21 protein-coding genes and 1 riboswitch are annotated in these 20686 nt (G+C 46.9%); of the genes, 15 read left to right on the top strand and 6 right to left on the bottom strand.

Translation table 11 applies throughout. From position 1 onward, the window contains the following. Positions 1-99 precede the first annotated feature (99 nt). Together LEPBO_RS0124930 and LEPBO_RS0124925 are read right to left on the bottom strand one after the other, a co-directional pair. Positions 100-366, bottom strand: a complete 267-nt coding sequence (locus tag LEPBO_RS0124930) for a hypothetical protein (RefSeq protein ID WP_144056267.1) — start codon at positions 364-366, stop codon at positions 100-102. 138 nt (positions 367-504) lie between these two features. Then, positions 505-1425 (bottom strand): hypothetical protein, encoded by a 921-nt coding sequence (locus tag LEPBO_RS0124925; RefSeq protein WP_017290316.1) that lies wholly within the window; start codon positions 1423-1425, stop codon positions 505-507. A gap of 140 nt (positions 1426-1565) precedes the next feature. Beyond that, a riboswitch (adenosylcobalamin (AdoCbl) riboswitch) is annotated at positions 1566-1705 on the top strand. Between LEPBO_RS0124925 and LEPBO_RS0124920 the strand changes: the two genes are divergently transcribed. The 4 genes from LEPBO_RS0124920 (at position 1694) to LEPBO_RS0124905 (ending at position 4317) form a co-directional block, all read left to right on the top strand. Then, positions 1694-2440, top strand: coding sequence for an energy-coupling factor ABC transporter permease (locus LEPBO_RS0124920; protein ID WP_026148905.1), 747 nt, complete (start codon positions 1694-1696; stop codon positions 2438-2440). Its footprint overlaps the riboswitch before it by 12 nt. Then, on the top strand, positions 2437-2721 hold the full coding sequence (locus LEPBO_RS0124915; protein WP_017290314.1) for an energy-coupling factor ABC transporter substrate-binding protein: 285 nt from the start codon (positions 2437-2439) through the stop codon (positions 2719-2721). The genes LEPBO_RS0124920 and LEPBO_RS0124915 overlap by 4 nt, the downstream gene beginning before the upstream one ends. A gap of 4 nt (positions 2722-2725) precedes the next feature. Next, positions 2726-3499, top strand: a complete 774-nt coding sequence (gene cbiQ, locus LEPBO_RS0124910) for a cobalt ECF transporter T component CbiQ (RefSeq protein ID WP_017290313.1) — start codon at positions 2726-2728, stop codon at positions 3497-3499. Beyond that, on the top strand, positions 3463-4317 hold the full coding sequence (locus tag LEPBO_RS0124905; RefSeq protein WP_225903969.1) for an energy-coupling factor ABC transporter ATP-binding protein: 855 nt from the start codon (positions 3463-3465) through the stop codon (positions 4315-4317). Before cbiQ ends, LEPBO_RS0124905 begins: the two co-directional genes overlap by 37 nt. Before the next feature lie 43 nt (positions 4318-4360). On the opposite strand, the gene LEPBO_RS0124900 is transcribed toward LEPBO_RS0124905, so the two are convergent. Beyond that, on the bottom strand, positions 4361-4669 hold the full coding sequence (locus LEPBO_RS0124900) for a hypothetical protein (RefSeq protein WP_017290311.1): 309 nt from the start codon (positions 4667-4669) through the stop codon (positions 4361-4363). 257 nt (positions 4670-4926) lie between these two features. Between LEPBO_RS0124900 and LEPBO_RS0124895 the strand changes: the two genes are divergently transcribed. The 3 genes from LEPBO_RS0124895 (at position 4927) to LEPBO_RS0124885 (ending at position 6788) form a co-directional block, all read left to right on the top strand. Then, entirely contained in the window at positions 4927-5373 is a 447-nt protein-coding gene (locus LEPBO_RS0124895) for a hypothetical protein (RefSeq protein ID WP_017290310.1), read from the top strand. A 65-nt stretch (positions 5374-5438) separates the two neighbouring features. Then, entirely contained in the window at positions 5439-6374 is a 936-nt protein-coding gene (locus LEPBO_RS38200; protein ID WP_017290309.1) for an S-layer homology domain-containing protein, read from the top strand. 144 nt (positions 6375-6518) lie between these two features. After that, positions 6519-6788, top strand: coding sequence for a hypothetical protein (locus LEPBO_RS0124885; RefSeq protein ID WP_144056266.1), 270 nt, complete (start codon positions 6519-6521; stop codon positions 6786-6788). 2 nt (positions 6789-6790) lie between these two features. On the opposite strand, the gene LEPBO_RS45645 is transcribed toward LEPBO_RS0124885, so the two are convergent. After that, a protein-coding gene (locus tag LEPBO_RS45645) for an IS1 family transposase (RefSeq protein WP_455565126.1) occupies positions 6791-7536 on the bottom strand; the annotation gives its coding sequence in 2 pieces (ribosomal slippage) (positions 6791-7281 and positions 7281-7536; 747 coding nt in all). Positions 7537-7615: 79 nt separating this feature from the next. Between LEPBO_RS45645 and LEPBO_RS0124870 the strand changes: the two genes are divergently transcribed. Further along, complete coding sequence (locus LEPBO_RS0124870; protein WP_017290307.1) at positions 7616-8206, top strand: hypothetical protein; 591 nt, start codon at positions 7616-7618, stop codon at positions 8204-8206. Between the two features lie 77 nt (positions 8207-8283). On the opposite strand, the gene LEPBO_RS0124865 is transcribed toward LEPBO_RS0124870, so the two are convergent. Continuing rightward, the gene (locus LEPBO_RS0124865) at positions 8284-9510 is read right to left on the bottom strand and encodes a HetZ-related protein (RefSeq protein WP_026148904.1); all 1227 of its coding nucleotides are present in this window, start codon (positions 9508-9510) and stop codon (positions 8284-8286) included. A 258-nt stretch (positions 9511-9768) separates the two neighbouring features. Beyond that, positions 9769-10431 carry an L-threonylcarbamoyladenylate synthase gene (locus tag LEPBO_RS0124860; RefSeq protein ID WP_017290305.1) on the bottom strand — a complete coding sequence of 221 codons (663 nt, stop codon included), beginning with the start codon at positions 10429-10431 and terminating at the stop codon, positions 9769-9771. 53 nt (positions 10432-10484) lie between these two features. Between LEPBO_RS0124860 and larC the strand changes: the two genes are divergently transcribed. The 7 genes from larC to LEPBO_RS40315 all read left to right on the top strand — a co-directional run bounded on the left by larC (position 10485) and on the right by LEPBO_RS40315 (position 20670). After that, positions 10485-11900, top strand: a complete 1416-nt coding sequence (gene larC, locus LEPBO_RS0124855) for a nickel pincer cofactor biosynthesis protein LarC (protein ID WP_017290304.1) — start codon at positions 10485-10487, stop codon at positions 11898-11900. A 57-nt stretch (positions 11901-11957) separates the two neighbouring features. After that, positions 11958-13952: a pentapeptide repeat-containing protein gene (locus LEPBO_RS0124850; RefSeq protein ID WP_017290303.1), complete on the top strand. Its 1995-nt coding sequence runs from the start codon at positions 11958-11960 to the stop codon at positions 13950-13952. A 29-nt stretch (positions 13953-13981) separates the two neighbouring features. After that, positions 13982-15496, top strand: coding sequence for a response regulator (locus tag LEPBO_RS0124845; protein ID WP_017290302.1), 1515 nt, complete (start codon positions 13982-13984; stop codon positions 15494-15496). Continuing rightward, complete coding sequence (locus tag LEPBO_RS38195) at positions 15497-17002, top strand: sensor histidine kinase (RefSeq protein WP_017290301.1); 1506 nt, start codon at positions 15497-15499, stop codon at positions 17000-17002. A 4-nt stretch (positions 17003-17006) separates the two neighbouring features. Then, a complete protein-coding gene (locus tag LEPBO_RS0124835) occupies positions 17007-17396 on the top strand; it encodes a response regulator (protein ID WP_239741222.1) in 390 nt (129 codons plus the stop codon). Between the two features lie 144 nt (positions 17397-17540). After that, positions 17541-18410, top strand: coding sequence for a FecR family protein (locus tag LEPBO_RS0124830; protein WP_017290299.1), 870 nt, complete (start codon positions 17541-17543; stop codon positions 18408-18410). Next, entirely contained in the window at positions 18391-20670 is a 2280-nt protein-coding gene (locus LEPBO_RS40315) for a CHASE2 domain-containing protein (RefSeq protein WP_017290298.1), read from the top strand. The genes LEPBO_RS0124830 and LEPBO_RS40315 overlap by 20 nt, the downstream gene beginning before the upstream one ends. Positions 20671-20686: the final 16 nt, after the last annotated feature.

Genomic DNA, 20686 nt, shown 5'->3' with positions numbered 1-20686 from the left:
TTTGTATCCAGACAACTGTACCCAAGCAAAATAGTAGGGGTTCGTGCATCATCACTGATTGCTCTATACTCCTACTATTGTATTCATGTGAGCAATAGATTAACCGTCGTCTTTGTCTTTGCTCTCTTTGCGATCTTCTTGGTCATTCTCTCGATCGTTGTTGTTGCGAGCGTTGGATTTCTCGCCATCTTTCTCATCATCGCTATCATTATCCTTAGCTTTGTCTTCTTGGCGCTTTTCATCGTCATCTTCAGATTGATTTGAGGCTTCTTGCTCCTTGGATGACTCTTCTTTTGCCTCAGTCTCAGATTGTCCACTGCCACAACTTGTAAGTGCAGCACCTCCGATTAAGAGGGAAACGCTCACGAGGAAGACTCCTATCGTTTTTTTCAAATTCACCATAATCATTTACGCTGTTTTTAATCTCTCTTTAAGAATTTAGCGAATAGAGCTACAAACAACATTCCTCGTTTTCTATTGATAGAATTTGCTAAATTCAATGCCTTACGAAATGGAGGTCTTGAAATCGTAGACGATCGCATCATTCGTCATCTGAATCGTGCCTCTTACAGTTGCAAAGATTGAGCCAGCGTTTTGAACTAATTTTGGAACGTCAAGCGTGGTCTGAATGATGCCGAAATCGCCCGTCATCTCGATCGGAGGCGTTCCATCTTGCACAGTCACAGTTCCTGAAGCTTGCAGGGTGCTAGGTTTGACTAATGCTGATAGATCAAAATTTGTTGCAAATGCTCCAAAAGGAGTTGGAATATTCAGAATCGCTTGTCCATCGTTGAAGGTGACATTGCCGCTGAGTGCATTAATTGGAATTGCGATTTCGTCATCTTGAATTTCAGGCTGGAAATCCAAGATGACTAAACCATCGTCTAGATTGACAATGCCTGGAGTGCCGTTGAAATTGAATGGATATTGATCAGAGGATTTGAAGTCGATCGATGAAAAATAACTTCCAAAAGGCGTTGTTAAATTGGACACAAGCGCCCCATTACCAAACTCGATCGAGCCTTGGACTGCTCCTGCTGAAGTTGAAAGATCGACGTCGATTGTGCCATCTGCGAATGGAACTGTGCCTGAGATCTCTTTGACCAACCTGCTGATGGAGACAACGATATCTTGAGCAGATTGAACCGAATCTGTTTGATCGCCGCTGGAAGCGGTTAAACCGCTCGTGACAATTTCTCGGTTTAGGGAATTCGAGAAATCAGGGGGCAATTGAGCGATCGCACTAGTCACTTGCGTGTTGCCCGAAGGGGGTTGTAAGTCTGTTGTCAGTCGTGCTTGATCGAACGTGAGCGTTCTACTTGCTTGCTGGAACGTTGGAAGATCAGGAAATAAAGATGAGGATGCAAAAAAGACAGGTAAACAATTGGGCTTCAGCGGCGATTTTAAGGTAGATGGCTCTAACATAAGGCGACTGGCAACTCCTGTGCTTGTACATTATCAGCCCAGTTACAGGATGGTCTACCTCTGGAGTCATAGATTAAAAGATTTCTACATCTCGACAAAACTCTACCAAAAAACTCGACTAATAGTGATACAGTGAGTCACACCTTAAATAAAGTTGGATTGGGGAAAGTGTAGTGCAAAGCTGCCGCTGTCCCGCAACTGTAAAGCGAGATTTCGCTAAGCCAGAATGCCCACCAGCTTTACGGTTGTTAGTTCTGCGAGGTACAGAATGAGGACTCGGAAATGGATGAGCCTTGCTGCAATGGCAGGGCTGAGTTTGTATTTAGTATTGGGATCAGCAACTCCAGCCCAAGCAATGCACATTGCAGAGGGTTTTTTGCCTGTTCAGTGGGCAGCATTTTGGTGGGCGATCTCGCTGCCGTTCTTTGCGTTTGGACTGCGATCGCTGACGCGGATTACACGCCAAAATCCTGAATTGAAACTGCTCTTAGCATTAGCTGGCGCATTCACATTTGTCTTATCTGCGTTAAAGCTTCCTTCCGTGACAGGAAGCTGCTCGCATCCCACGGGAACTGGACTCGGCGCAATTTTATTTGGACCTGCGGTAATGACCGTTTTAGGGGGATTGGTGCTGCTGTTTCAAGCCGTTTTGTTAGCGCATGGAGGCTTGACAACGCTCGGAGCCAATTTGTTTTCAATGGCGATCGTGGGACCTTTCGTCGCATACGGTATTTATCATTTAGTGCTGAGAACTGGGAATCAAAAAGCTGCAATTTTCCTAGCTTCAGCATTCGCGAATCTTTTAACCTACGTCACAACTTCGATCCAGTTGGCATTGGCGTTTCCGGCAGCAACGGGTGGAGTATGGGCTGCATTTCTAAAGTTTGCTGGAATTTTTGCGCTGACTCAAATTCCCTTAGCCATTAGCGAGGGCTTACTCACGGTCTTAGTCTGGAATTGGCTACAGACCTACAATCGGACTGAATTGGAAACCTTAAACTTAATGAAGACATGAGACAATCATCGACGCGACAGAATTGGTTCCTTGCGATCGCAGTCATTCTCCTCACTGTGGCTCCTTTGGTGTTTGTGCGAGCAGAGTTTAATGGAGCAGATGGACAGGCACAACAACTGATCGAAGAGAGCCATCCGACTTATGAACCCTGGTTTAAGCCCGTGTTTGAGCCTGCGAGTACAGAAGTTGCAAGTTTACTCTTTGCATCGCAAGCGGCATTAGGGGCAGGTATGCTTGGATATGTTATCGGGCTGTATAAAGGGCGATCGCAAGGTAAATAAAACCATGCACCTTTGGCTGGATACGCTTTCTCATCGCAATCGATTACGACAACTACCACCGCAACATAAATTACTATTTGCAACGATCGTACTGTTGATTGCTCTGATTGCAACTCCAATCATTCAGATCGCGATCGCAATCTGGCTAGGAATTTGGATTGTCATCTATGCTCAAATTCCCTGTCGTATCTATTTACGGTTGCTTAGTCTTGCGATCGGGTTTTGGCTGATCAGTATTCCAGCCTTGATCCTGGGGATTGCGGATCGCTCGGCAAGCGATGCAGTTTTGGGTTTCTCAATTGGATCGACTTACTTTTATTTGAGCCAGCAAGGGATTTTACAAGCTGTCGTCATCTTGACTCGGACACTTTCGACAGTCTCGTGCTTATATTTCGTCTTATTCACAACCCCATTTACAGAAATATTACAAGTTCTCAAACAAATCAGATGTCCAGAGGTACTCACAGAACTGCTGATGCTGATGTACCGATTCATTTTTATTTTGCTCTCAACTGCTCGTGAACTTTGGATTGCTCAACATTCGCGCAATGGTTATCGCAGTGTCCGACGCTGGTTTTATAGCTTGAGTCTGCTGATCAGTCAGCTTTTTCGTAAAACAATGGAGAACTATCAACAATTCGTTTTATCCACTGCAGCAAGAGGGTTTAATGGGGAATTTCGAGTCTATTCGCCACGAACCTATCGCCCTTCTCGACGCTATGCGATCGAAGCTAGTTTAGGATGTCTCATATTGCTTCTTATCAGCCTATGTCGTTAGCCTTTGATCAAGTCGAATATACGTATCCCGGAACCAAAAACCCTGTGATTCAGGGCTTGACGGTAGAGATTCCGATCGCAAAACGAACGGCTTTGATTGGGCAAAATGGCTGTGGTAAAACCACATTGTTTCTACTGGCAAATGGTTTATACAAGCCACAACGCGGCACGATTGCTTGGAAAGGTCAGACATTGAGTTACGATCGCCGATCGCTGATCGAACTTCGGCAAAAAGTAGGCTTAGTCTTTCAAAACCCCGAACAGCAGTTGATCGCATCAACCGTTGCAGAAGATATTTCGTATGGATTGTGTAACTTAGGCTGGACAGAATCAGAGATCGAACCTGCGATCGCGAAATCTCTAGCCGAATTTGGTTTAACTGAACTCGCTCATCATCCGATTCATCACTTGAGCCTAGGGCAGAAAAAGCGAGTTTCCCTAGCAGATGTCATGGTTCTCAAGCCTGAGTTATTGCTACTAGATGAGCCAACAGCTTATCTCGATCCACTCCACACTCGAATGCTCGCGCAGACTTTAGAAACCATTCATGCCAATGGCACAACCATTCTGATGGCAACGCATGATCTAGAGTGGGTTTATCGCTGGGCAGATTGGGTGATTGTGCTCGATCGAGGAACGCTTGCCCTAGAAGGAACTCCGCAAACTGTTTTCGCTCAGAAATCGATTTTAGACCACCTAAAACTCGGAGTTCCACTCACTATAGACCTGATCTCACTGCTCAACCACTTAGAAGAACAGCACGGCAACCATCCGATCATCCATCAAATCCGAGAAAGGCTACACCCAAATCAGCCCTAATTCTCAACTAAATTTTCAAAATCTCCCCACTTCCCGAAAACGCCTACGCCTGCGCCTGCTGTGCTTCCCACAAATCCGGCACAGTCTTCCCCTGCCGACGCAATTCTGAATCCAGAAATAACCAATACAAAATCTCTTCGGCTCGATCGCGTTCTTCACGAATTTGATCTAGATGCCGCGCCATATCTTCGTACTGAGTTTCATCTGTACAGGCAAACGCTTGATTAAACTCTGCCCAATGCCGATCTTGAATCAATCGGAATCGATACGCATATTCATCTATCACTGGATCTTCGACCATCCAGCAGTGATCGATTACATAAAGCACATCCGATCGAGAGACAGGTTGCATACCTACTTAGTATCCTTAAATACACGATATTCCGTCACGTATTATGTCAGGCATCGGGCAATTGGACAGAAATTTTAATCGATCGTCAGAGAGATCATAGGGCAAAAATGTCAGACAAACGCCAGAAAATAAAAAAATCTGAATCTAAATGAACAGTTTTTAATATGGAGTTTTGCAAAATAAATCCAATCTCCTAAACTAAATCCGCTAAGTTAAAAGAATTAGAAGCCTCTCATCGTTTTGCCCTTCTCTTCTATATGAAAATTCGACTAGACCGGAAGCTGCCTTCTTGCCCCAAACTGCTTCTCTGTACTGTTACCAATGCCGCATTTGAAGTTGGCAATATTCGCATTTTCCTCTATACCGATCGCGGACTGTTGCTCGGTGATATCTCACCGGATTGTTTAAGACTCTCTTCTTCCGAAATTCGTCAGAAATTAAGAGAACAAGCCTGTGCAATCTTACATCCTGAAGAAGCAGGCTGCGATCGCGATGCTAGCCCGACTCGAGAGCGAGCGTTAGAACTCTTGCAAGCTGCTCAAGAAAAGGTAAAATTTCCCAGTGCATTCGATTGGTGGATCAAAAAATTTGAGATCTTTTCTGAAGAATCTCAAGAGATCGAAGCAGCGCGCACAGGACTTTCAGACTATTACGTTTTGGAGCGATCGCGCTTACAAAAAATCTTGGATGACGATCGCGAATAGAGATCATCCCCACATCGATCGCAGTTTGCGCTAGTGTTGAAACGTGGTCATGGATTTAATCGATCGTGCTGTCGTTGCAAAAGATTACGCTTGGACTTGTAAGCTTATGTTTGTTCGCGAGTTGTTCTAACACACCCGCTGCGAATTCAGTTCGGGATGCGTTGTCCGCAGATCCGCGCCTGACAAACAGTTCGCCTAGCCCACAAGCTTCTCCGAGTCCTTCGCCTTCTGACTCTCCAACTCCTTCTCCTGAAACAACGACAGAGCCGAGTCCGACTCCCTCTGCCACTCCGGCTCCGACTGTTGATTCTTCTAGTTCCTTCTCAGATCTCGATAAAGCACCGCAAGCTCTCCGCCAAGCGGTCAAAGAGACGGCTGAATTAGGGATTCTCACGCATAGCAATTTAGCAAAAGCCAATGAATCAACTGTATTTGAACCAAACAAAAATGTAACTCGACGGGTCTATGCGCGATGGCTCGTTGCTGCGAATAACCGCATTTACAGCACTCGTCCTGCTCGTCAAATTCGGTTAGCGGTTGAATCCTCAACGCCTGCTTTTAAAGACGTTCCCACAAAAGATCCTGACTTTGCTTCAATTCAAGGCTTAGCTGAAGCAGGATTGATTCCAAGCTCTTTGTCTGGCGATTCAACCGCAAGTCTGTTTCGTCCCGATGCACCACTGACGCGCGAGGATTTGATTTTGTGGAAGATTCCGGTCGATACTCGTCAAGTTTTGCCCAATGCCACGATCGAATCTGTCAAGCAATCCTGGGGCTTCCAAGATGCGAACAAAATTGATGCAAAAGCATTGAGAGCTGTCTATGCTGACTTTCAGAATGGCGATCAAGCGAATATCCGCCGAGCATTTGCTTACACGACTCTGTTTCAACCGAAACGCCCTGTAACCCGTGCGGAAGCTGCTGCAGTTCTCTCGTATTTCGGCTTTCAAGGCGATGGCATCTCGGCTCAAGAAGCGTTGAAAGGCACGCCTAAGCCTTAATTTAGGTGCATAGATAGCAAGCCCCAAAAGCTGGACATGCACATTGATAAGCTGGAATTGCATGTGTTGAGATTTATCAATTTCAACACATCGATCTTAGAATCTCTTACTATCACAGAGGTTTTTGATCATCCATCATCATTCATGTCAAATTTTTTCAAGGTTAGTGTTTTCCTTTCAGGAATCATTGCGATCGCTCTATCTACCCCGGCTCAAGCTGCTGTCACGACTCAGTGCCAAATTCAGTCTCGCGAAGGTCAGCCTAGTCCGTTAGCCATGCGGGCATTGTTCACACTAGAGTCTACTTCAGACGGAAATGTAGCAGTCACTTACACGAATTTGCCCTCTCCAGTAGGTGTAGGTCAGCCCGTGACGATCGAACAAACGGGTAGTGTTCTAGATGTGTGGGCATAACGTTATACTGCTCGCCCGAACTCATGACGATTGATGAATAATCCAATCACAGTATCATGCATCTTCTCAGTCTTGGAAAAACAGATCGTCTTTCTGGCAAGCCGCTTGATCCGAGTTCTCAAAGTTAGATGTTTCCGCTCAATGCGCTGTGTGTTGGCTTTGCCAACCGTATGGTGCTGCTCATCTAGCAATCGCAAGTAAGCTCCCCAACTATCGGTGTAAAACCGTTGAATCGAAAAAGGAGCTAACAGTTGCTGAAGTTGCTTAAGAGCTGAGTCTTCATGGGTGGCTAGCACATAGGCAAGGACTTTTCCAGTTTGATGGTCAATCGCGTGCCACAACCATCGTTGATGCTGCTTTGACTCGACAAAACTCCACATCTCGTCCATCTCCGCCGCCTCGACTCTGACGACCATGACTGCAGTGTTATCCGGTTGGTGCTGTTCGAGCAGACTTATGTTTACTTGTTCAAGTTGACTTGACTTTTTTTCAGCGTTTCAATCACAGTCGTTGGGCTAATCTTCAACACTCTGGCGGTATCACGAATACCACTGCCGTTGATTGCCATGTCGCTGATTTGCGCTTTGACTTCAGGCAGTCGTCCTCGATAGCTAAAGTTCAAGATAAATGATCGTCTCGAACACTCTAAGTTACGGCAACAATACCGTTGTTTTCCAGCAGCACTGCGACCATGCTTAACGACATCCACACTCTGGCAATCGGGACATTGAACAGGTTCTAGGACCATCTCGACTCAGCCCTCTAACACATCGTTTTCATTCTGCCATATATCCACATATCTAGAACACTACCAACAAACGCGTAAAATGATTTTCTACAACTCTACGATTCCCGCTGTTCGGCAGCAAATGTTGAGTAATCCGACCTTCTTTACTGAACTGCGCGGATTTTCTGACCCCGAAGGGTTTAAGCCGTTTAACGATTTGCTCGTTTGCCGATCAGTTGGAGCAGATAAGCCTCAATCAAGTCCACCTCAATCAAGCACGCCTCAGCCAGGTGCAGCGATCGCTGATCTCGTCGATGGCTCATATCGATACTGGAACGGTGCGCCTTCGATGAATGTTACTGACAAGCAGCTCAGACCCGGAAGTTTTACTTTTCTGTTTACTAAAGCAGGCAATCGAATTGTTGGAATCTTTGCCCGCCCTGATGATCTAGCAATATGTATGACCGGAACTGTGAAAGGAAATACCATCTCAGGAGTGGTAAATCTGCCTGTGCGATTTTCAGATGCAGAGGGACGATCGCGGCAAAATAAACCGTTTGATCCGCCAGGATATCTGAAACTAGGCACTTGGTCAAATGCGGGAAATGCGTTTAGTTCTTCTACCCTAAACTTGTCTGAGTTCAATCGCATCAATATCGGACCTCGCAAAGCACCCAGTACCTGTCGCTAAAGCAAAAAAATGGGATGGTTGACATTCCATCCCATCGCACTACCAAACTTGAACTAGACCAAACTTGAACGAGCAGCTTACTTGGCTTGATTGCGTTGTTGTCTCGCGACATCAAGCAATGCTCCCCATCGCTTCTGAAGCTGCTTGGTTGTGCATTTGAGGACCTGCACAATCTCTTGGTCACTCACACCCGATCGCTTTAATTGCAACAACTGTTGTTGCTCGTCTGAAAGCGTATCGAGAAACATTTCCCACTGATTCGGAGACAAGCCCAAATTTTGATCTAAATCTGCGCCTAACCATTCATGCACCAGCTTCCAATTGCCAGACGTGACGAACTTTTCGACGTGGTACTTAAAGCGCTGTTGGAGATAGTCACGCTTGCGAGGCGTAAGCCCTAGAATCTCATCAATTTCTGGAACAGAGAGGTCTTGTAGCTTCAAGGTGAGATAGTCTACACAGTCCTTTTGATCTTGCGATTCTAGATAGTGCATCAGTTCCATCACAACTCGATCGCGCAAGACCGACTCGGAACCATCGCCTTTGTCCGAAACCATCTGCTCTCGAATCATCTGCATCACTGCAGATCGCCCGTACGTGTCTGCTTCATCGTTTTTTGCAGTTTCCATTGCAGTTTCAATATCGACTGCAATCTCTTGCGGTTGTCGGCTCGCAAACCGCTGAGCGCGTAAGATAATGAGCTGCTGATTATGTTGAGAAGGCAGCGTGATCCGGCGCTTTGCATACTGCTCAGTGAACGCCATATATTCTGCTAGCTCTAGCTTTGTTCGCGGCTGATACGTCTCTGCGAGTTCATTCTCACGCCGAAAAGCTCTTAAAGACTCAGTGTAGAACCCTTGTAAGAAATCTTCAATTAGGGTGTAACGAGCTTGAAAGGTCAGTTGCAAATGAGCAGGTGCAATCGGACGATACACCATGGTACTCAGGTTGCTATGAAGCTCAACTCTGCCGCGCTGAGAGCCAAGCTGATAGTAATGCACGCATTTCTGAGAACGGTAACGGGCAAGCGTCAGCCGCCATGAACTGATCTGTCCAGATGACTGAATGCGATCGCTCTTACTGCAAATGCGATCGACTTCAGTCGCAATGCGGTGAGCGACTTGTGCGATCGTATTCGATTGAATGTTTAACTCAGCTTCAATCTCGGTTTTAAGCAAACTCGCAAGCTGTGCAGTGCGATCGAGTTGGGCTTGAACTGCGTTGGCAGCGATATCTGTTTCTGGCATAGGTACTGTCAGCAGAGAAGAATCGCGCGGAGTAGATTGGGTAGACTTTGCTTTCATGAGAATCCTGACTTGGTAGTGCACATCAGTCGCTACACGCAGATCCAGCAGCGCTTCGGGAAGAGTTCCCAAATCGTGTGTCAGTTTCTGGTCTGGTTACATACGATGTGAGGCTGGTATAAAGTGTTTGTCCCGTTTGAGAGTCGCAAAGTTCCAAGTGTTCGTAGTTCAAGGGCATTCGATCGCATAAGAGGATGAATCGAGTGTACCCCCCAAGTCGTGACAGTCACCAAAGTGGCGAGAGTTGGGCGATGGCTGTTATTCCAACACCCAGTCTGCAGCAGTTTCCCATCCTAATCCCTTGCGAACAATTTCAGGCTCGTCATTTGTTAAATCCAAAATGGTTGAAACCAGTTGAGTCGGTTCTTGTCCCGTATCGACAATTACATCCACCAGTCGATCCATACTGTCAAAAAGTTCCGGTAAAGAAAGATTTTCAGGATCACGGACTTTGAGCGGAATGGTTTCATCTTCGACAGGAATATGGGCAGACGTGGAAATAATCGGATTGTCGATCGCTTTTAACAATGCCTGACAGACCGGATGATCGGGAACTCGAATCCCGGTAGTTCTGCGCTTCGGACTCATCACCAATTTTGGAACGAGTTTGGTGGCAGGCAGAAGAAACGTGTAACTGCCAGGAATCAGACTGCGCATGATGCGATAGGCACGATCGCTCACGACCGCATAATGAGCAATATTCGATAGCGATGAGCAAAGGAAGGTCAGCGGTTTGTCGTTAGCGAGTTGTTTGAGTTGCCGAACGCGCTGAATGGCAGATTTTGAATTGAGATCGCACCCGATCGCGTAAACGGTATCGGTTGGGTAGAGCATGACTGCGCCGTTGCGGAGTTCAGCCACGATTTGGTCGATCGTGCGGGATTGGGGATTGTCGGGATGGAGTCGGTAAAGCGTTGCCATAAGCGAGTGCGGGTGTAATGTGGAAAATGTCAATTCACCCTTTTCAAAGTGTAATGAGCAAGATTGCGTATCTAGATTGTCCGACTGGAATTGCTGGAGATATGTGCCTCGGCGCACTAGTTGATTTGGGTGTTCCTCTAGCCTATCTGACAGAGAGACTCGATCGCTTAGGAATTTCAGAAGAATATCAACTGAAAGCCGAAACCGTTCAACGCAATGGGCAACGCGCTACGAAAGTTCATGTGATGCTGAAATCTGAGCAGCACCATTCCCATCATCACGAGCACGAGCATTCTCATCATCAAAATCAGCACCATCATTCTGATCATCACCACGATCACCATTCCCATCATCACGAGCACGAGCATTCTCATCATCATGAGCATCATCACGCACATGATCACAATGAATTACGGAATCTGCCAGATATCGAAAAAATGATCAAGGGTGCAAACTTACCACCGAGAGCCGAAGCTTGGAGTTTGGCAGTGTTTCGGCAGTTGGCAGTCTCGGAAGGGGCAGTGCATGGAATTCCGCCCGAAGCAGTGCATTTTCACGAAGTCGGGGCGATCGATGCGATTGTCGATATTGTGGGTACTTGTTTGGGGTTGGATTGGCTGGATGTCGATCGCATCGTTTGCTCAGCCTTGCCCACAGGAGGTGGGACAGTGTGGGCGGCTCATGGTCGCTTGCCCGTTCCGGTTCCCGCTGTGCTGAAATTGTTTGAGATGGGGAATGTACCGATTTATAGCAATGGCATTGAGAAAGAATTAGTCACGCCAACCGGAGCCGCGATCGCAGTGACGTTGGCAGATGAGTTTGGCGCGGCTCCTCGCATGAGAGTCAAACAAATTGGCTTAGGAGCCGGATCGATCGACTTACAAATTCCCAATATGATACGGATTTGGATTGGGGAAGTAGAACATCGGGAAGCATTCCAGAGCATCGCTGTTTCTCCTGCGGAAGATTCCAAAAGTGGCAGGCTCGACTCGACTCCTGAGCAAAAGACGAATACAGAAATGATTACCGTGCTTGAGACTCAAGTCGATGATCTCAACCCCCAAGCGATCGGGTATCTGTTTGAGCAATTGCTAGAAGCGGGGGCACTCGATGTGTTTACTCAAGCGATCGGCATGAAAAAATCGCGTCCTGGGCTTTTATTAACGGTGATTTGCGCGCCTGAACAGGTCGAACGGTGTGAAACGATCGTGTTTCAGGAAACAACGACGTTAGGAATTCGGCGAACCGTTCAACAGAGAACCGCGCTCGATCGACGATTTGATCCGGTGCAGACCGAATTGGGGACAGTGCAGGTCAAGGTAGCCTCACGGCATGGCGCGATCGTCAATGTGCAGCCCGAATACGAAGACTGCGCCAAACTTGCGAAAGCGACACAGTTGCCTTGGCGAGAGGTGCATCGAATTGCGCTGCAAGCCTGGTACATGGCACAGACTGAAAATCTTTCGTAGAATAAAGCCAATTTGCTTCCGTAATTCCACAGAGAAATTCAGCGGAGGAATGGGCGAGTGTGCGAAAACTATGAAAGACGAAGCCTTCGAGGTCAGGATTTCAGTGGGTTAGATTTAACGCGATCGAACTTTCAAAACTGCGATCTGACCGGCGCAAACTTTACCGGAACAGCGCTGATCGGCGCGGATTTCAGCGGCGCAATTCTGCGAGTGACCAATTTTCAAGGAGCAAACCTTTCTCATGCTCGGATGATTCGAGTTGATTGCTGCTTTGCAGATTTCTCTCAGGCAACGTTGCGCCATGCCAACCTCTGCGAATCCAATTTTAGTCACGCACAATTCCAAGAAGCGAACCTAGGCGGCTCAGCCTTGTGCGAAACCACTTTTTATCAAGCGATTTTGAGTGATGCTTGGATTCGAGGGGCAAATTTTTTTCAAGCTGATTTGAGACACGCTGTCTTTATCGGAGCCGATCTCAAAGGGGCAAAATTAGAAGGCGCAGATTTAACGCGATCGAACTTTGCCGAAGCGACACTCGAACGCGTCAATCTTAGTTTTGCTTGTCTCGAATCTGCTACACTGCGCAGTGCAAATCTGCAAAATGCTTATTTGAGAGAAGCCAACCTCAAAGGCACAGATTTGCGTGATGCACGAATGTATGAAGCTAACTTCAGACGCGCATTGCTCGATGAAGCAAACCTAGCATGTGCTTTTCTAGCAGGGGCAGACTTCAAAAATGCTCGTCTGTCTCGTGCGAATCTAACCAGCGCAGAATTGCAAGGCGCTTATCTCAAGTTAGCGAATCTGCAAGAGGCAATTCTCGATCGCGCTAATCTGCGCCGTGCCAAGCTCTATGGCGCAAACCTGTATCGGGCAAGCTTAATCGGCACGATTTTAGAGAATGCGAATCTGTGCTTTGTGCAATTGAGCCGAGCAAAATTGCACGAAGCCATACTCGAAGGGGCGGAATTAGAAGGAGCAGACGGATTTAAAGTAGAAATGGCTGGCGCTTGTCTGAGCCGCGCAAATTTAAACACCGCAAAGCTCTGGGGCGCAGATTTGACCGATACGGTCATGCGAGGTGCTGACTTTAGCAATGCGAATCTCAGTCGCGCAGATTTAAGTCGATCGATGATGCGGGGCGCAAACTTCACAGGTGCAACGCTGAATGGTGCAAAGTTAGTAGCTGCGATTGCTACACGATCGAGCTTGAACGATAGTACATTTCATGAAGCAGACTTGACTGAGATTAAGCTGAACCGGGCTTATCTGAGCGGAGCTTCATTTGAAAATGCTATTCTGACCAATGCTCAACTCAGTGGTGCAGCTATGCTTAGAACACACTTCAAGGATGCGAGCTTGCGCGGGGCAAGATTAAACCGAACTTATCTGAGCTATTCTGATTTCACCGCAGCGATGCTCAACAATGCCAACTTACTTGCATCAACTTTAGTCGGTGTGACTTGGCAAAGTGCGATCGTGCAGCAAGCTCGATTTGGCGGAAACCAAGGACTATCCAATTCGCAAAGACGTTTCCTAGAACAGCATGGAGCAAGTTTTAGGACGGAGCCAGTTGACCGTGCATTGCTTCCGACTATCGAGGTTTTAGACGGCTTGCAGAGTGATTTAAGCGATCGCTTATCTGATCTCGATGATGCGTGTGAGAAGCTCCGCAAGACGGTGACAAAACTAAAAATCAGTTGTGAAATGTTGACCCGACAGGGACGATTCGATCGCCTGAATGGGATTCAAAAACAGATTGAAAGAATCGAGCAGGTCTGCGATCGCGCTGCCGCAGACAGCGAGACTTATCAATCTAAAATTTTTGCCTTAACTGAACTAGAGATTGATCAAAAGATTGATCAAAGCGACATCATCATTGAATTACTAGATGGAATTCAAGCGAACAATCTTCAGCTACATCAGCTTACACGAGAAGCATTTGAGCAGATTCGCCGCAACAATCTAGGAGATGAAGATTCAATCATTGATTTGGAAGAACGCAGCAATGAGATTGATTTGAATGTAGACTCGATCCAGGACAACGATTAGACCCTTGCACCGATAATCTCTATAAATCAATGAGAATTTTATTAGTAGAAGATGATACCCAAGTATCTACTGTGTTGGCAGCAACATTAGTTCGTCAGAGTCACGTTGTCGATATTGCTACAGATGGACAGGAAGGATGGGAAATGCTGCAATTTTTTCCCTATGACCTCGTACTCCTGGACATCATGCTCCCCAAACTAGATGGCATCAGCTTTTGCCGAAAATTAAGAACGCATCAACCCGATATCTTGATTATGCTGCTGACAGCTCGCAGCAATCAAGCCGATCGCGTTTTAGGACTCGATGCGGGCGCAGATGATTATATGATTAAGCCTTTTGATCCAGAAGAATTGGTGGCGCGGGTGCGGGCACTTCAGCGTCGAGGCATCAGTTCGTCTCCCGTTTTAGAATGGGGCAGATTGCGATTAGAACCTGCCCATCGCAAATTCACCTTTGCAGGTCAACCCATCAATTTAAGACCCAAAGAATATGCCTTGCTAGAGCTATTTCTCCGCAATCCTCAGCGCATTTTCAGTCGGCGTGAAATCCTCGATCGACTATGGGCACTTGATGATGATCTGCCCGATGAATCAACGATCAAAGCCCATATCAAAGGCATTCGCCGAGCGTTGCGCCCAGTCGGTGCAGAGCATTTGATTCAAACGCTATACGGGCAAGGCTACGGGCTAAGTGCGAATGAAGCCATCAACGATGCACCTCAAATTCCGCCCAATCCGCAAGCGGAACGAACACAAATGCTCGTCGCTGAAATTTGGCAACAGGTCAAAGGCTTGAGTTTTGAGCGTTTGACCGTTTTACAACAAGCTGCAACGGCTCTAAGGACAGGCGAATGCTCCGAAACGCTACGCTCGAACGCCACGCAGAGTGCCCATCAGTTGACAGGTGCTTTAGGCATGTTTGGGTTCTCAGAAGGTTCACAGATTGCTCAACAACTCGAAATTCTGTTTGAGTCTGATCGGTTGCATGAGCCTCAAGTAATTCAGCGAATTGCAGACTTGGTTCATGACTTACAGCAGTATTTAAGAATAAAAGATCAAGCCTCCTCTTCTGAGGCAAGTTCCCAGAATGCAGCTAGTCCTCTCTCTGCCTCTGATTCGACTCCGGTTCCCATTCAAGCGAAAGTTTTAGCGATCGATGATGATGAAATGCTGCTGAACCTGCTGCAAGAAGTGCTGCGTCCCTTAGGAGTCGAGATCATTCCGCTGCCATCTCCATCGAAGCTGTGGCAAACCTTAGATGAGATACAGCCGAATCTCGTGTTACTCGATGTGCAAATGCCCGAAATGAACGGATTAGAGTTGTGCAAGGCGATTCGTGCTAGTGAGCAATGGTGCTGGCTCCCCATTATTTTTCTCACCGTCTGCGAAGATTTTCAGACTCAGAGTACAAGTTTTGAAATCGGTGCAGATGACTATTTGATGAAACCTGTGGTTCCGTCTATCCTGGCGACCCGAATCTTCAATCGCCTTGCTCGCCTGCAAACGATCCAACAACATGCAGTCTCGGAACTCGCCCAACTGTAAATGGAAAATTCGCTCAGATTGCTACTGGTTGAGGACTCGCAGGAGGATGCGCTTTTACTGCTGTACCCCCTACGCAAAGCAGGGTATCAGTTAGAGGTTGAGCGCGTTCTCTCCTTAGAAGCTGTACGCTCAGCGCTGAGTTCCAAAACTTGGGACATGATCATCTCTGACTATGTGCTCCCTGGTTTCACGGCTCACCAAGTTCTAGAACTCGTTCAATCTTTCGACTTAGATCTGCCGTTCATCGTGGTGTCGGGAAGCATGGGAGAAGAAACAGCAGTTGCAGTCATGCGGGCGGGCGCACATGACTATCTCCTCAAAGAATCGCTGAGTCGGTTAGTTCCCGCGATCGAGCGAGAACTGCGCGAAGCGGAAGTTCGACGACAGAAACGACAGGCAGAAGCCGCACTTCGTCAGGCTTACGAAGGATTAGAAAGCCTAGTCCAGCAACGCACTGCTGAACTGCAAATTGCAAATGAATCGTTGCAACAGTTAGCTGCGATCGTCGAATCTTCCAATGATGCAATTATGAGCACCACGTTAGATGGAATCATTCTGAGTTGGAATAAGGGTGCAGAAAAAACCTATGGCTATTGTCGAGAAGAAGCACAAGGACACTCGATTACAACATTAGTCTGTCGGCACAATCCCGTATACATTGACGAACAGAAAGACCAGCAGACCCAAAAGACTGTTCACTACCGCAAAGATGGAACCGCGATCGATGTCTTCCTAACGATCTCACCTGTCAAATCCTCGGCAGGAATTGTCACTGGGCAATCGTGGATTGTTCGAGATATTAGTGAACTGCAAGCTGTCGAAAAAATGAAAGATGAGTTTGTGTCTGTCGTCAGCCATGAACTGCGCACTCCCTTAACGTCAATTCGCGCCTCGCTCGGTTTGATGCTGATGGGCAGACTGGGCGAATTACCTGAAGCGTGTCAGCCTTTTCTGCAAGTTGCCGTGAATAACACCGATCGCTTAGTTCGATTGATCAATGACATTCTCGATCTTGAGCGCCTGAATGCGGCTGAAGTCAACATTTCCCCTCAGCTTTGTAACCTGAACGATCTGATGATGCAATCGCTGCAATTAATGCAGGGGAGTGCGAATGCTGCCAATGTTCAACTGAAAGCAAACACACTGTCCATCACAGTGTGTGTTGACCACGATCGCATGATTCAAACCTTAACGAATCTTTTGAGCAATGCGATTAAGTTTTCTGCGCCGCAGAGCGTGGTGGAACTGAGTGCAGCATTGCATCCTGGAGAAGTTTGGATCGCTGTGAAAGACCAAGGGCGGGGAATTCCGAGTGATAAGATCGAGCGAATTTTTGGGCGATTTCAGCAAGTGGATGCTTCGGATTCAAGACAGCAAGGTGGCACAGGGTTAGGACTTGCGATTTGTAAAAGCATTGTTAATCAGCATGGTGGAAGAATTTGGGTTGAGAGTATATTAGGGGCGGGTAGCACATTCTTCTTTACGCTCCCGATCGATCCGATTTAATTCTATGACTATGGCTGCACATCGCGTTTTGCTGATTGACGATGAAATGGATATTCGCATGGTTGTCAAAGCCACATTAGAACTGGTCGGCGGTATGCAAGTGAGCGTCGCAACTTCTGGCGCAGAAGGAATCAAGACCGCAGAATTTGAACAGCCCGATGCGATTTTGCTCGATATGATGCTGCCGGATATGGATGGGTTGACGACGTTAAAAAAGCTGCAAGAAAATCCCAAAACTTCTCAGATTCCGGTTATTTTTTTAACAGCTAAAACTCAGGTTTTAGATCTGCAATCTTCCATCAATTCTGGTGCGATCGCAGTGATTAAAAAGCCCTTTGATCCAGCAATGCTTTCTGATCAAGTCGCTGATGCTTTAGGCTGGTCACTTCGCTAAATTCATAATTCACCAGTTTTTCACCTTAATTATCCTATGCTTTCTGATAGATAAAATCAGCGTTTCATTTGTAAATCTTGTAGAAGTATAGCGTTCGTACTTTTGGCACAATTTACGATGAAATCACTAGCTTGACACGACCCTATGAAGAATTTTCAGGATTTAACTTTTGCTCAGAAATCAGCAAAAATCAGCGTTTTATTGCTGTGTGGAATTGGGGTGCTGACTGGGATAAAAGTTGTTCAAGCAAGAGATGTGACCGTCAGAGTGAATCGATGGTTGAGTCTGCAACAATTAAAAGGACAAGTCACATATTGGCAGAATACAGGCTCGCGTCCTGCTCGATCGGGCGATCGCTTGCAAGTTGTTGGAGATGGAGCCAGTACTGGGAAAAAATCAAGTGCAGTCCTGCAGATTGATTTAGGCATTGGGCAAGTCAATCTTTCCGAAAACACTAGAGTCAATGTGCGTCAGCTAGAGGCTACCTCCAATGGTGGGCGAGTCACCCGCTTAAATGTGACGACAGGACGAGTACAAGTGCAAGTTCGTCCATTTACTAACCCTGAGTCGCAGCTTGAAATTGAAACGCCAGCAGGAGTTGCAGGGGTGCGTGGGACTGAATTTGGGGTAAATGTCCAGCAGAACGGCAAAATGAGTATTGCAACTGGCGCAGGGAGTGTAGAATCGAGCGCTCAAGGTAAAAGTGTGTTCGTGAATGCTGGATTTCAAAATTTTACGATTCCAGGCGAGCCTCCGTCTGATCCGGTTCCGCTCCGCAACGATACGACTTTGAAGTATGAATTTGTCAAATCGTTTAAGAATGGGGTGAGACGACTGCGATTAGACGGGCAAGTCGATGCAGTTAATACCGTTCTCGTCAACGACATTGAGCAGAACACAGACCGCAATGGTAAATTTAGGGTCGAACTGGATGCAATATCGTTTCCGCAGGTGCGCGTAACGGTGTTGACTCCGCTTGGACTTCGACGTGACTATGCGCTGGCTTTTCAATAACTTACGACGATTGCGATCAGGCTTAATCTCAATCGTGCTCATTTTGACGTTGTCATGGCTCGGAGTTTTACAACCGCTTGAGAATCTCGCTTATCAGGTGCTTTTTCTGGTTCGCGGTGAGCAGTCTTGGGATTCGAGAATTGTAATTGTGGAGATTGACGATCGCAGTTTGGCGGAATTAGGACGGTTTCCTTGGAAGCGCGATCGCTTTGCTCAACTCTTAAACGTGCTAGCAAGAGCAGAAGAGAATATCGTTGCGTTTGACATCATTTGGTCAGAGCCGAGCGCAGAAGATTTAAAACTCGCAGATGCGATCGCACAGCATCAAGCCGTAGTGCTCGCAACAGCTCAAGATAATCTTGGCGTACCGTTGCTCCCAGTGGATTCATTGCGGTCTCAGGCTAGCGCAATGGGGCATATTCGCAAGCAGATTGATGCCGATGGGATTTCTCGCAGCATTCCGGCTTCGCCTCCGGATCGCCCATCTTTTGCAATTGCAACTTTGGAACGGTATTTCATGATGGGTAAGGATGTAACGCTGCCTCCGCCAAATCAACCGCTCTGGTTGAACTGGTCAAGAGCAAGTCAGCATATTCCGAGCTATTCTTTTGTCGATGTGATGCGCGATCGAGTGCCGATCCAAGCGTTTGAGAACAAGATTATTTTAGTGGGAATGACGGCAACAGGTTATGACGAATTGATTACCCCGTTTAATCGTGCGCCTCCAACAAGTGGGGTCTATCTCCATGCAACGGCGATCAATAATGTACTCCAGCATAAGGTGCTGCAACCTGTGCCCAAGAGTTGGAGCTTTGGGGTGCTCGTGTTCTTCGGATTGGGGTTGAGTCGATGGCTCGATCGCTGGCAAACGATGACACAAGTTTGGATCGGGTTAGGTTTAGTAATTTTTTGGTTTGGTTACTGTGTCCTTGCTTTGAAGTTCGGTTCAGTTTGGTTCAGTGTTGCTACTCCGATTTTATTTGTTCTAGCAGTTGTCAGTATTACGATTCTCCAAGAGCGACTCAGCTTAAATGCGATGCTACAGCGCCAAGTTCAAGAACTCTGGAATCGTTACTATAGCGATATTGTGCTTCGCCAAGTTGATGAATCTTTGCTCGTCTCTCCTCAACTTTCTCAGCAACCTGTTTCGATGCAGCGAGTGCAGCAACTTGCGACGCTTGCAGAACAATTTGGACGATCGCATTCGGCTCAAGCTGCGATCGCTCGAAATTTATCGATCGGGTTACTTGCCGCAGATTTAGATGGCTTTATCTGGTTCTGCAATCCGGCGGCGGCAACTTGGCTGAATGTCAAAGTTGGAATGCTACTTCAATCACAATTAGTTCCCAACTGGATCACTCCGCACCAATGGCAGGAAAAATTGCAGCAGTTAACTCCGTTTGAAGTAGAGCGATCGCAGCGCTGGTTTGAACTCAAATTTGAGCCATTGTTTTATCAGCCTCAAGATCAATCTCCAAGCGGACTGTTGCTGATTCTAGAAGAGATTACAGACCGCAAGCAAACGGCGATCGCGCTTCAGGACTATGCAGATACTCAAACTCAATTGAATCAACGCTTAACTGAAATCAATCAAGAATTAGAAGCATTTAGTTTTGCAGTCTCTCATGACCTACGTGCGCCCTTGAGACGGATTAAAAGTTTTAGTGACATGCTACTTGAGGATCATGTTACGCAACTTGAGGGTGAGGCCAAAAGCTATTTGAACTATATTCAAGCGTCTGTGCAGCGGATGGGAGATTTGATCGAAGATTTACTTAAGCTCTCTCGCATCATTCGATTGGATATGCAGGTCGAGCAAGTCGATTTGAGCCAGATCGCCAGTGCGATCGTACAAGACCTAAAACAGACTCAGCCTAATCGCCAAGTAGAGGTTACGATTCAGGCAGATTTAACAGCCTATGGAGATGCAAGACTACTCAGAGTTGCTCTAGAGAATTTACTAGGCAATGCCTGGAAATACACGAGCCGCCGAGCGATCGCAGAAATTGAATTTGGAGTCATGCCGAAAGCTCCGGTTTTTTTCGTCAGAGACAATGGGGCTGGATTTGACATGGCTCAATCAGGGCGCTTGTTTAATGCGTTTCAAAGATTGCATGCGTATGAGGACTTTCCGGGTAATGGCATTGGATTAATGACGGTTCGACGGATTATCCAACGCCATCAAGGACAAATTTGGGTAGACTCAGAGGTCGATCGAGGGACAACTTTCTATTTCACGACTTTGCCGCCCAATTCCTAGTCCTCATACATGTTTA

Source organism: Leptolyngbya boryana PCC 6306 (assembly GCF_000353285.1).
GTDB lineage: Bacteria > Cyanobacteriota > Cyanobacteriia > Leptolyngbyales > Leptolyngbyaceae > Leptolyngbya > Leptolyngbya boryana.
The sequence above is the reverse complement of the archived record's forward strand: the minus strand, read 5'-3'. Positions and strand labels throughout refer to the sequence as shown.

Bases quoted from the DNA above. Each gene is read 5' to 3' on its own strand.
- LEPBO_RS0124925 (WP_017290316.1), bottom strand. From the start codon at position 1,425: ATGTTAGAGCCATCTACCTTAAAATCGCCGCTGAAGCCCAATTGTTTA.
- LEPBO_RS0124920 (WP_026148905.1), top strand. From the start codon at position 1,694: ATGAGGACTCGGAAATGGATGAGCCTTGCTGCAATGGCAGGGCTGAGT.
- LEPBO_RS0124915 (WP_017290314.1), top strand. From the start codon at position 2,437: ATGAGACAATCATCGACGCGACAGAATTGGTTCCTTGCGATCGCAGTC.
- cbiQ (WP_017290313.1), top strand. From the start codon at position 2,726: ATGCACCTTTGGCTGGATACGCTTTCTCATCGCAATCGATTACGACAA.
- LEPBO_RS0124905 (WP_225903969.1), top strand. From the start codon at position 3,463: ATGTCTCATATTGCTTCTTATCAGCCTATGTCGTTAGCCTTTGATCAA.
- LEPBO_RS0124900 (WP_017290311.1), bottom strand. From the start codon at position 4,669: ATGCAACCTGTCTCTCGATCGGATGTGCTTTATGTAATCGATCACTGC.
- LEPBO_RS0124895 (WP_017290310.1), top strand. From the start codon at position 4,927: ATGAAAATTCGACTAGACCGGAAGCTGCCTTCTTGCCCCAAACTGCTT.
- LEPBO_RS0124885 (WP_144056266.1), top strand. From the start codon at position 6,519: ATGTCAAATTTTTTCAAGGTTAGTGTTTTCCTTTCAGGAATCATTGCG.
- LEPBO_RS0124870 (WP_017290307.1), top strand. From the start codon at position 7,616: ATGATTTTCTACAACTCTACGATTCCCGCTGTTCGGCAGCAAATGTTG.
- LEPBO_RS0124865 (WP_026148904.1), bottom strand. From the start codon at position 9,510: ATGAAAGCAAAGTCTACCCAATCTACTCCGCGCGATTCTTCTCTGCTG.
- LEPBO_RS0124860 (WP_017290305.1), bottom strand. From the start codon at position 10,431: ATGGCAACGCTTTACCGACTCCATCCCGACAATCCCCAATCCCGCACG.
- larC (WP_017290304.1), top strand. From the start codon at position 10,485: ATGAGCAAGATTGCGTATCTAGATTGTCCGACTGGAATTGCTGGAGAT.
- LEPBO_RS0124845 (WP_017290302.1), top strand. From the start codon at position 13,982: ATGAGAATTTTATTAGTAGAAGATGATACCCAAGTATCTACTGTGTTG.
- LEPBO_RS38195 (WP_017290301.1), top strand. From the start codon at position 15,497: ATGGAAAATTCGCTCAGATTGCTACTGGTTGAGGACTCGCAGGAGGAT.
- LEPBO_RS0124835 (WP_239741222.1), top strand. From the start codon at position 17,007: ATGACTATGGCTGCACATCGCGTTTTGCTGATTGACGATGAAATGGAT.
- LEPBO_RS0124830 (WP_017290299.1), top strand. From the start codon at position 17,541: ATGAAGAATTTTCAGGATTTAACTTTTGCTCAGAAATCAGCAAAAATC.
- LEPBO_RS40315 (WP_017290298.1), top strand. From the start codon at position 18,391: ATGCGCTGGCTTTTCAATAACTTACGACGATTGCGATCAGGCTTAATC.